We start from the raw sequence: 11071 nt of genomic DNA, 5'->3' as shown, positions 1-11071 counted from the left end.
AGCGTCAGCGTCTTGTTCATCACGCCCAGCACTGCCAGCACGCCGATGATCATGAAGCCGGCATAGAAGATAATCGCCTGGCCCAGGTTGAGGAAACCCAGCGAGGTCCAGATGCGGATAGCCGAGCGTTCATAGCCAGCCATGGCGCCATCGAAGCGTTCGGCTTCCATCTTCTCGTTGGCGAAATACTTCACCGTCTCGAAATTCAGCAGGCTGTCGATGGCCTTGGAATTGGCATCGGTGTCGCTGTTGTTCATGTCGCGGCGAATGCCGATGCGCCAGTTCGAGGCCTTGATGGTGAAATAGAGGTAGAGCCAGATGGTCACCACCAGCACGCCGAGATAGCTCACCCCGAACATGGTGACGAAGATCACCGCGGTAATGACGAACTCGACAATGGTCGGAGCGATGTTGAGCATCGTGAAGCGGACGATGGTTTCGATGCCCTTGGTGCCGCGCTCGATCACCCGGCTCAGCCCGCCGGTGCGCCGGGCGAGATGGAAGCGCAGCGACATCTTGTGCAGGTGGTTGAAGGTGCGGAACGCCAGCTTGCGCACCGCATGCTGGCCAACGCTGGCAAACAGCACGTCGCGCAATTGCTGGAACGCCGCATCGACCACGTTGCCGATACCATAGGCCAGCACCAGCACCACCGGCACGGCGATGCCCATCACCAGATTGCTGTCGGGCGCGGTGCCATCAAGGCTGTCGATAATGCCCTTATAGGCAAACGGGATCAGCGTGGTCGCCACCTTGGAGACCAGCAGCGCGGCGATGGCCAGCACCACGCGCAGCTTCAGGTCGTTGCGGCCCTCTGGCCACATATAGGTCCACAAGTTTTTGACCGTCGCGAGCAAAGACCCTTCGTCCGCGCTCACCGTCGGTTTTTTAGGCGCGTCATTTTGGGTCGTCATCAGACTGGGTCCAGTTCCAGTTCTTGTACCGGGCCATGGGTCAGGCCAGTCAACAGGCCGGAATAGGCCGCGCCCAGATCAGCAAGGCGGTCATGGCGTACGGTATAACAATTGCGGGTGCCGCGCGCCTGGCGTTCAATTAGCCCGGCGTCGAGGAGCACCTTGATGTGTTGTGAGACTGTCGATTGTGCAAGGGGCAAGGATTCAGTCACGTCGGCACAGCAGCATGGCGATTGCTGCTGCGTGGCGAGGATACGCAAAATATTCAGGCGCACCGGATGTCCCAGGGCCCGCATGATGGTGGCGATATCGTCGTCGCGCATGCTCAACTTCTTTTATCGGCAGATGACGATAGAAGAACCATAGATGGCGCACAAAAGCAATCGCCCCTGCCCGTTTGGGCAGAGGCGATTTTGAGCCTGGACTTACTTGGCGGCCTTGGGCAGCTCGAATACCTGACCCGGATAGATCTTGTTCGGATTGCGGATCTGGCCGGTATTGGCGTCGTAGATGGTGGTGTACTTGATACCCGACCCATAGACCCGGCGGGCGATGGTCCACAGATTGTCGCCATGACGGATGATAGCCTTGCCCGAGGCAAAGCGCATCGCTTCCGGATCGCCCACCGCGGTGGCGACCAAGGTCTGTTCATCCGTTGCCGCCGCAGCGGCGGGTTCGGCGGCAGCAGGCTCGGCAACTGCAACTATTGCTGGTTCGACAGGCTTGGCCGGCGCTTCGGCAACGGCGGCAGGCTTGGCAGCAGCGGGTTCCTTGGCAGCCTCAATTGCGGCTGGCTCGGCCGGCTCAACTGCGGCGACTGCTGCAGCGGGTTCGGCGGCCGGCTTGGCGGGTTCTGTCGCCGCTACAGCCGGCGCTGGTTTGACAGCCGGAGCGGGCTTGGTGGCTTCGGCGGCAGGCTTGGGCGTTTCGGCAGTCGCTACGGCAGTCGGTGCCGCCGCAGGCGCCGGGAGATCAACCTTGAAGTTGACTTCGGCGCGCGACGCTACCTCGCCGGCATCGCCCTTGAGCACGTCGACGCGGATCTGCTGGCTCGGCTTGGTCAGGACATTGCCCGCTTCAACCAGCCAACGGCCGTCGGTGACCTTGGAGTCGGCGACAAAGATGTCATCGACATAGAGCCGGACCGATGCGCCTTCCGGCCCGCTGCCGGCAAAGAACGCCTTGCCGGCGTCGATTTCGATCGCGTCAATGGTCGGCGGCGCGCTGGCCACGATTGCAGGCGCTACCGGCTTGGCAGCCTCAGCGCTGGCGACTGCCGGCGGTGCGACAGCGGCGTCAGCAGGCTTTGCAGCCTCGGTCGCCGCAACGGCCGGCGTAGCAGCATCAGCAGGCTTGGCGGCAGGAGCGGCCTCAGCAGTTGCTGCAGCCGGGGCCGCAGCAGGCTTGGCCGCGTCCGGGGTAGTGGCGACGGCGGTTTGGGTGGCAGCTGCAGGCGCAGCAGCGGGGGCCACAGCCGCAGTATCGGCAGGCTTGGCGGCGGCATCAGCGGCTGGCGCCGGCTTGGCTGGTTCAGCAGCGGCCACGGCGACGACTGCCGGCTTGGTCAGGCCCTGCAGAATATCGCTGGCAGCGCCCGGCGTGCTGGCGACAACCAGCGGTTGGGTTTTCTTGTCAGGATTGACCACGACAACGAAGGACTTCTCGGCAACGGCGGTCTTGCCACTTTCGCCCAGCGTGATTTCGACGCCGCCAACCGGCAGCGGCGCATCGGGCACGAACACCCAGTCGCCGCTGGCTTCGACCTTGGTCTTGCCCAGCAGATCGCCATTGGAGAAAACTTCGATTTCCGAGCCGGGCGTGCCGCTACCGGCGATCACCACCGAGCCATCGGGCTCGGCGCGCAGCAGGCCAAAGGTAGCGGCGATCAGATTAGCCGGCGCGGTTGGCGCTGCCGGCGGGGTCACGTCAACTTGCGGTTCGGCAACAGCCGTCGCCGGCGCCATGGCATCGGCGGCAGGCTTCATTGCATCAGCGGCAGGCTTCATTGCCTCGGCGGCAGGAGCCATCGCGTCTGCAGCGGGGGCCATCGCATCGGTTGCCGGCGCCATGGCATCCGTCGCCGCGGGCGCAACGGCGGGCTGGGCCGGCGCAGCTGTGGGCGTGCCGCCCGGCAGATGCTCACGCACGCACATGCCCATGCCGTCCGGGCTGTTATAGCAGTTGACCAGCGTCGGGCCGGTCAGCACGCCGATGATGACGAGAAGGGTAACCGCAGCCGCACCGATGGTGAGCGCTAGAGGTTGTTTCGGTGCGGTATCGGCCAGTTCTGCCTCCCAGGCAATGAGGCGGAATCTCCGGCAACCGGAGATTCCGCAAGATTATCATCACACTGTTGTCGCCTGTGCCGCCTCAGTCTTCAACAGTTTATATGTGATCGATTCATACAGCGCCTCAAACGAGGCATCAATGATGTTGGGCGACACGCCGATGGTGTACCAGCGTTCGCCGCTGCCATCACGGCTTTCGACCAGTACACGGGTGACCGCGCCCGTGCCGCCGTCCAGAATACGAACCTTGAAATCAACTAGCTCCATGTCCCCGATGCGGTCCGAATACTTGCCCAGATCTTTGCGCAGGGCCAGATCGAGTGCATTGACCGGGCCATTGCCTTCGGCCACCGACATCAGCAGTTCATCGCCGATGCGCAGTTTGACCACGGCTTCGGTCAGCATATCGGCATCGCCATGCTCGCTGGTGCGCTGTTCGACGCTGGCGCGATAGCTGGTGACGGTAAAGAAATGCGGCAGCGTGCCGAGGATTCGCCGCGCCAGCAGCACGAACGAAGCGTCTGCACCGTCATAGGAATAACCGCGCGATTCGCGATCCTTGACCGTACTGAGCAGCGTCGTCAGCCGCGGATCGTCCTTGTCCAGCGTGATGCCGTAGCGTGACAGGGCGCTGAGCAGATTGGACTTGCCCGCCTGCTGGCTGACCAGGATGGCGCGTTCGTTGCCGACGCTTTCGGGCGGTACATGCTCGTAACTGGAAAAATCCTTGGCCATGGCGGAGGCATGGATGCCCGCCTTGGTGGCAAAGGCCGAGGCGCCGACATAAGGGCTCTGCCGATCCGGCGCACGATTGAGCCGATCGTCAAATGCCCGCGAGATGCCGGTCAAGCGTTCCAGGCGGGTCGCGTCGATACCGGTTTCGAAGCGGTCGGCGAAGACTGGCTTCAGCACCAGCGTCGGGATGATGGTGGTGAGGTTGGCGTTGCCGCAGCGCTCGCCGATGCCGTTGAGCGTGCCCTGCACCTGCCGCACCCCGGCCTCGACCGCCGCCAACGAATTGGCGATGGCCTGGCCGGTATCGTTATGGGCATGGATGCCCAGCTTGCTGCCCGGCACCACGGCCGAAACCACGGTGACGATATCGCGGATTTCCGACGGCATGGTGCCGCCATTGGTGTCGCAGAGGATGATCCAGCGCGCCCCCGCATCGAGCGCCGCCTTGACGCAGGACAGCGCATAATCCGGATTGGCCTTGAAGCCATCGAAGAAATGTTCGCAATCGATCATTGTCTCCTTGCCGGCAGCGACCGAGGCCGCAACGGTTTCGGAGAGATTGGCGAGGTTCTCCTCCAGGGTGATCTCCAGCGCCACGCGCACCTGGGCATCCGAGGTCTTGGCGACAAAGCAGGTCGCGTCGGCCTTGGAATTAAGCAGCGCCTGCACGCCCGGATCGTTGCCCACCGAACGGCCGGTCCGCTTGGTCATGCCAAAGGCGGTGAAGGTGGCGCGGGTGGTGCGCTTCTGGTTGAAAAACTCGGTATCGACCGGATTGGCGCCGGGGTAGCCGCCCTCGATATAGTCGACACCCAGTTGTTCGAGCAGCGCGGTAATCGAGATCTTGTCTTCCAGCGAAAACTCGATCCCGGCAGTCTGCGCGCCGTCGCGAAGCGTGGTGTCGAACAGATAGAGGCGTTCTTTGGTGGTCATCGTAAACTCTAATTCGGGTCTGGCCAGGTGGCCGTATCGTGATCGGGATGCTGGTGATTGCTGGACTTGATCGCCACAGCTTCATCACTCATCGCATCCTCGGTGGTGCCGCAATCCTCGGCGGCATCGAGGTTAAACAGGGAGGGGTGTTTGCCCTCCATGCCCATCTGGTAAATGATCGGAATGCTGAGGGCGTTATCGAACGTGCCGATGCACATCGATACATGGGGCCCTCGCAGGTTCTGGTAAAACAACGGCGTGCCGCAATCGCGGCAATAGCCGCGCCCGACATGGTCCGAACTCATGAACAGCGTCGGGGTGCCGCGCGTCCACGTCAGATGCTCGTGGCGGATGCCGACCAGCGCCGCGAACAGATTGCCGACGGCCTTCTGGCACATGCGGCAATAGCAGACATGGGGATTGTCACGCAGTTCGGTGGCGTGGAACCGCACCGCGCCACACTGGCAGCCGCCGGAATATTGCTGGAAACGATAGGCCTCGTCGCTCATATGAAGTCCCCTCCGGCAAAGCGATCTGTCGCCAGGATCAGCTCATGCAAAATGCCCGGCTGGCTGACAGCGTGGCCGGCATCTTCGACAAAATGGAACTCCGCTTCGGGCCAGGCCCGATGCAGATCCCATGCCGTGACGGCCGGCGTGGCAATGTCATAGCGGCCCTGCACCATCACCGCAGGGATATCGCGCAGCTTCTGGGCGTCGCGGATCAGCTGCCCCTCTTCCAGCCAGCCGGCATGCACAAAGTAGTGGTTTTCGATGCGGGCAAAAGCCAGCGCGAAATTGGCATCGTAAAACTGGCCGCTGACCGATGGATCGGGCAGCAGGGTCAGGGTTTCGCCTTCCCATTTCGACCAGGCAGTGGCGGCGGCCAGCCGAACAGCTTCATCATCCGAAACCAGCCGCTTGCGGTAAGCGCCCATCAGGTCGCCGCGTTCGGCCTCGGGGATCGGCGCCACGAAGGCCTCCCACTTGTCCGGGAAAATGTTGTGCGCGCCCTCCTGATAGTACCAGAGCAGTTCGGCCCGCCGCAGGGTGAAGATACCGCGCAGCACGATCTCGCTGGTCCGCTCGGGGTGGGTTTGTGCATAGGCCAAAGCCAGCGTCGAGCCCCACGATCCGCCAAACACCAGCCAGCTCTCGACGCCGACCATGTCGCGCAGCTGCTCGATATCCCCCACCAGATCCCAGGTGGTATTGTTGTCCAATGACGCATAGGGCGTCGAGCGGCCACAACCGCGCTGGTCAAACAGAAGGACGTCATAACGCGCCGGATCGAACAGGCGGCGCTGATTGGGGCTGATGCCACCACCGGGCCCACCGTGCAGGAACACCGCTGGCTTGGCGCCGGGCGTGCCGATGCGTTCCCAATAGATCGAGTGGCCGTTGCCGACATCGAGATGGCCGGAGGCATAGGGCTCGATTTCGGGATACCAGGTGCGCATTTGGGTCATTTGCCGTTGCCTTTGGGTGGCCAGTCATCGGTGTCGTGATCCGGATGCTGGTTGGAATGGATGCCGGAGAGAAAATCGCGCCATTCATTGGGTTCTTCGGTGCGCACCGGCAAGGCGGTCAGCCCATCAAAGAACGGCAGCTTGTCGCTCATATTGACCTGGATGGCCGGGGCGGCAACCGTAGGATCGTCGAACGCGCCGATCGCCAGCTCCAGCCCGAAGCGGGTTTCATAAGCCAAAGGCGTGCCGCAATCGCCACAAAAGGCGCGGCGGGCGGCGTTGGAGGACTGGAACCACTTGGGTTCGCCGCGGGTCCAGGTCGCGTCATGGGCCGTCACCAGCGGGCCGAAAAAACCGCCGAATGCTTTCTGGCACATGCGGCAATGGCAGATCGAGCCGCGCCCAAGCAGCCGCACCTTGAACCGCACGGAACCGCATTGGCAGCCGCCGGTCAGATCTTCGCGCTTACTCGGGGGCATGGCAGACCGCTTCGACATTGTGACCATCGGGATCGAGCACGAAGGCGCCGTAATAGGCAGGATGGTACTCCGTGCGGATGCCCGGCTTGCCATTGTCCCGGCCGCCAGCGGCCATCGCAGCCTTGTGGAAGGCGTCCACCTCCGCGCGGGTTTTCGCAGCAAAGGCGATATGGACGTGATCGCGCAGCGCTTCGCCGGAATTGACCCAGAACTCGGGCCGCTCGGCGCCATAGCCGATCACCTGGCCGCCGGGAAACTCGAACTGCATCGCCCGCTTGATCCCAAGTGGCGTCAGAGCCGCATCATAAAACGCCGCGGACTTGTCGAAATCGCCCACCGCAAAACCGAAGTGATCGAAAATGCTCATGATGTTTGTCCTTCCAATGCGGCCCAGACGGCTTCGAGAACCGAGTCAGGCCGGGCGAGAATATCGTTGTTCCAGAGACGGAGAATGCGGAAGCCCTGGGCCTTGAGGTAGGCATCGCGCTCGGTGTCGTAGGTGTTATCGGCGTGCTGGCTGCCGTCGGCTTCGACGATGAGCTTTGCGGACAGGCAGACAAAATCAACGACGTACTCGCCCATGGGCAACTGGCGTCGAAACTTGTGAGCGACAAAACGCCGATCTCGCAATAGCCGCCAGAGCTTTGCTTCCGCCTCGGTCGGTTCATGGCGCATCGATTTGGCAAACCCGCGCAGGATCGGGGTCTTGGTCGTTCGCCAGTCGACCCGGGCGCGTGGCGAAGCGGACCCCTCATCCGCCCTTGGGGCACCTTCTCCCTCAAGGGGAGAAGGAAGAGCAGTACTCGCCGCAAGCGCAGAACTTCCCTCGCCCCTTGAGGGAGAGGGTGGATCGCCCGCAGGGCGAGACGGGTGAGGGGTTGCCACCGCAGATGCGATTGCGGGGTGAACACTCACCGCTTGATTTCCCATTTGGTAACGCGCTCGCCCGTCGAAGAGTCCTTGGAATCCATCAGCGTCCATCCCCTCGACTCTGCTTGGCGGCGAAGTTCATCAGCCTTACCAAAATCCTTCGCTTGGAGGGCCTGAAGGCGCTCTTCAATGAGAGCTTCTATGGAGGGACCCCCGACGTAGCCCGTCTCTAAAAATGCCGTTCTGTGCTTCTTCCCTTGATCTGAACCGCGCTCTGTCGACAGGCCGAGAAACAACATACCCGCTCGCAGCGAGGCATATTCGCTGGTGCTAAAATACTGTCGGAGCAACTTTATCGCCTCTGAGAAATTCAATTCATCTGCAATTGCAGAAACAAATTCTTCCGACACTTGCTCGTTTTGAACATCCTGGACTACATCTAGCCACCTAGAAATCTCGCGACCTGTCTCTTTTAGTCCAGCTTGTGTCCAGTCTATAGGTTGACGATAGTGCGTCTTTAGCATGTTGAGCCGCAGTACAGGGCCACCCCACGAGTCAAACAATTCATTGATGGTCACGAAATTCCCCAGGCTCTTGGACATCTTCTGTCCCTCGACCTGCAGGAACCCGTTATGCATCCACACGTTCGCCATCACCTCGGTGCCGTGCGCACACCGGGATTGGGCGATTTCGTTTTCGTGGTGGGGGAAGATCAGGTCCAGCCCGCCGCCGTGGATGTCGAAGAAATTGCCGAGATAGGCCGCGCTCATGGCCGAGCATTCGATGTGCCAGCCGGGGCGGCCGCGGCCCCAGGGGCTGTCCCAGCCTGGCTCTTCGGCGGAGGATTGTTTCCACAGCACGAAATCGGCGGGGTTCTTCTTATGGGCATCGACGGCGATGCGGGCGCCGGCGAGGTTGTCCTCCAGATTGCGCCCGGAAAGCTGGCCGTAATCGGGCATGGATTTAACGTCGAACAGCACTTCGCCATTGGCCTCGTAGGCATTGCTCTTGGCGATCAGGGTCGAGATCAGGCTGACCATGTCCGGCTTGCCATCGGCGCGCGGCAGCACGAAATCGGTGGCGCGCGGCTGATGGGTGGGCGGCAGGCAGCCGAGCGCCGCCACATCGGCCATGAACTGGTCAGCGGTGGTTTCGGTGACCTTGCGGATCGCCTCGTTGAGCGGCAGATCGGGGAAATCGCGCACGGCGCGGGCGTTGATCTTGTCGTCGACGTCGGTGATGTTGCGGGCATAGGTGACGTGGCTTTCGCCATAGACATGGCGCAGCAGCCGGAACAGCACGTCGAAGACGATCACCGGGCGGGCATTGCCGATATGGGCGAAGTCATAGACCGTCGGCCCGCACACATACATGCGCACGTTTTCAGCGTCGATCGGAACGAAGGGCTCCTTGCGGCGCGTTAGCGTATTGTAGAGCGAGATCTGGGGTTTAGCCGAAGTCATGGTTGCGTCCTGAGCATGCGGAGATGCACTGGCAGCGGGCTCTTCTGGGATCGAGATTCAGGATGAAGAAAACCGCGCCGCCAACGAGTGGTTAGCAGCTAATAATGCAGTCAATTTTGCAGAGTGCGTTGACGGTCTTCATGGCGCGGAGCTTGACGGCAAGCGGGGCGGAAATCAAGCCCCTCCCAAACCAAACTTCAGACAAAGAAAAGGCGACGCCGAAGCGCCGCCCAGATCGCTTTGGAGGCGACAGTAACTAGTGGCCGCGGAAGCTCTGGTGACATTGCCCGCAGGTGCCGCCGATAGCCTTGATGGCATCAGCATAGGCAGCATTATCACCGGCCTTGGCAGCAGCAAGACCAGCCTCGGCGGTGGTCTTGCCGGTCATGGCAATGGCGGCGAAATCGTCAAACTTTTCCCAGATCACCGGCAGCGCTTCGCTTTCGCCAACGATGGAATCCTTGGGGAACAGCAGCGGCAGATGGGTGAAATTATCGACCAGGGTCTGCATCGCCGCTTCGGCTTCGGCGCCGGTCAGGTTGCCGGCGCTGCGCAGCACGCCGCCATTGGATTTCATCAGCGCCTGGCGCGCCGCGACGGCTGCTTCCGGCGTGGCCGGAGCGACGAATTCGGCAGCAAGCACCGAAGCGCCAACGCTGGCCAGCATCAGGCCCGCAACGGCAAACGCCGCAATAGTTCTCAAAGTCATCAAACGCCCTCAACGCAGCAACGATGGCTAACCGGCCTCTGCTGGTGCAACACACTGGCATGGCTTCATGACAAACCGAAACGCGGACACGGGAATGTTACCGGCATTTTCAAATGCTTAGAGCACCGCCACGGTCTGGTCGATCTCGCCAAAAACCGCAACGCCATCAGCGCCGAGGGCGGCGATCCGCACCCGATCCCCAGTTTTGAGGAAGGGCGTGCGGGCCTTGCCATATTTGAGCTTTTCGACAGTGCGGGCCTCGGCAATGCAGGCGAAGCCAATGCCATCCTTCTTGGTCGGCAGGCCCTCATCGTGCCGATTGGAGACGGTGCCGCCGCCAATGATGGTGCCGGCCCCCAGTTCTCTGGTGCGCGCTGCCTCAACGATCAGGTCGGCAAAATCGAAGTGCATGTCGACGCCGGCATTGGGTTGGCCGAACAGGGCATCGTTGATCATGATGCGGACATTGAGGTGCAGGCGATTGTCGCGCCAGACCGAACCCAGCTCATCGGGCGTGACCACGATGGGCGCGAACGATGTCGATGGCTTGGCGTGAAAGAAACCAAAGCCGTTCTGGAGATCATCGACCACCAGCCGCCGCAGCGACACGTCGTTGCAAACCGTCAACAGGCGGATGGCGGCCGCTGCCTTGGCCTTATTGGCGTGCATCGGCACTGGACCGAGGATGGCGACCACTTCGCCCTCGAAATCCACGGCCAGATCATCATCGGGGACCAGAATCGGTGCATTGGGCGCGGATAGCGAATCAGAGGCACCCTGATACATGAGCGGCCTTGTCGATTGCAGTTGTTCGTCCTTGGAGCCCTGCAGGCTGCGCACCCGTTCGAGATGGCTGAGGTAACCGGCGCCATCGATCCACTGATAGGCGCGCGGTAACGGAGCGAGGCAATTGCGCGGATCGAACGGCTGCCCGGCAATCGCGCCAGCCTCCAGTTCGGCCGAAAGTGCCGCCAAAGCGGGGGTTACCGCCTCCCAATTGTCCAGCGCCGCCTGCAGGTTAGGGGCAACGCGACTGGCCGAAACCACCCGTTTCAGATCACGCGAAACGACGACGAGTTGACCATCGGGTCGGCCATTTTTGATTGTGGCAAGTTTCATCTCGATCCAATCCAGTCGCGGCGGTGTGACAGTGGCAACGCTACCAAGCGGGGCAGTGTGGCACTATAGTGTTGCAAGGCCTCCTAGCGTTGT

Annotated in this window: 12 protein-coding genes; all 12 read right to left on the bottom strand. The window is 61.8% G+C overall.

Annotated features, from left to right (window positions below; all coding sequences use genetic code 11):
- Positions 1-914, bottom strand: a 914-nt coding sequence (locus ABIT12_RS17345) for an ABC transporter transmembrane domain-containing protein (RefSeq protein ID WP_348040887.1), incomplete at its 3' end; no start/stop codon positions are given.
- Entirely contained in the window at positions 914-1237 is a 324-nt protein-coding gene (locus tag ABIT12_RS17340) for a metalloregulator ArsR/SmtB family transcription factor (RefSeq protein WP_348040885.1), read from the bottom strand. The genes ABIT12_RS17340 and ABIT12_RS17345, both read right to left, overlap by 1 nt.
- A gap of 102 nt (positions 1238-1339) precedes the next feature.
- Complete coding sequence (locus ABIT12_RS17335) at positions 1340-3121, bottom strand: LysM peptidoglycan-binding domain-containing protein (RefSeq protein WP_348040883.1); 1782 nt, start codon at positions 3119-3121, stop codon at positions 1340-1342.
- 138 nt (positions 3122-3259) lie between these two features.
- The gene (cimA, locus tag ABIT12_RS17330) at positions 3260-4870 is read right to left on the bottom strand and encodes a citramalate synthase (RefSeq protein WP_348040881.1); all 1611 of its coding nucleotides are present in this window, start codon (positions 4868-4870) and stop codon (positions 3260-3262) included.
- 8 nt (positions 4871-4878) lie between these two features.
- Positions 4879-5379, bottom strand: a complete 501-nt coding sequence (locus ABIT12_RS17325) for a GFA family protein (RefSeq protein WP_348040879.1) — start codon at positions 5377-5379, stop codon at positions 4879-4881.
- Positions 5376-6338, bottom strand: a complete 963-nt coding sequence (gene pip / locus ABIT12_RS17320) for a prolyl aminopeptidase (RefSeq protein ID WP_348040877.1) — start codon at positions 6336-6338, stop codon at positions 5376-5378. The genes ABIT12_RS17325 and pip overlap by 4 nt, the downstream gene beginning before the upstream one ends.
- Positions 6335-6817, bottom strand: coding sequence for a GFA family protein (locus ABIT12_RS17315; protein ID WP_348040875.1), 483 nt, complete (start codon positions 6815-6817; stop codon positions 6335-6337). Before ABIT12_RS17315 ends, pip begins: the two co-directional genes overlap by 4 nt.
- On the bottom strand, positions 6804-7178 hold the full coding sequence (locus ABIT12_RS17310; protein ID WP_348040895.1) for a VOC family protein: 375 nt from the start codon (positions 7176-7178) through the stop codon (positions 6804-6806). The genes ABIT12_RS17315 and ABIT12_RS17310 overlap by 14 nt, the downstream gene beginning before the upstream one ends.
- Before the next feature lie 2 nt (positions 7179-7180).
- Positions 7181-7492: an endonuclease domain-containing protein gene (locus tag ABIT12_RS17305; protein WP_407065645.1), complete on the bottom strand. Its 312-nt coding sequence runs from the start codon at positions 7490-7492 to the stop codon at positions 7181-7183.
- 236 nt (positions 7493-7728) lie between these two features.
- Entirely contained in the window at positions 7729-9150 is a 1422-nt protein-coding gene (gene cysS / locus ABIT12_RS17300; protein WP_348040873.1) for a cysteine--tRNA ligase, read from the bottom strand.
- A gap of 256 nt (positions 9151-9406) precedes the next feature.
- Entirely contained in the window at positions 9407-9859 is a 453-nt protein-coding gene (locus tag ABIT12_RS17295) for a cytochrome c (protein WP_348040871.1), read from the bottom strand.
- Positions 9860-9976: 117 nt separating this feature from the next.
- Entirely contained in the window at positions 9977-10978 is a 1002-nt protein-coding gene (locus ABIT12_RS17290) for a fumarylacetoacetate hydrolase family protein (protein ID WP_348040869.1), read from the bottom strand.
- Positions 10979-11071: the final 93 nt, after the last annotated feature.

It is taken from the genome of Devosia sp. (assembly GCF_039927955.1).
Taxonomy (GTDB): Bacteria; Pseudomonadota; Alphaproteobacteria; order Rhizobiales; family Devosiaceae; genus Devosia.
Note: the sequence above shows the minus strand (reverse complement) of the source record. Positions and strands in the feature narration are given on the sequence as shown.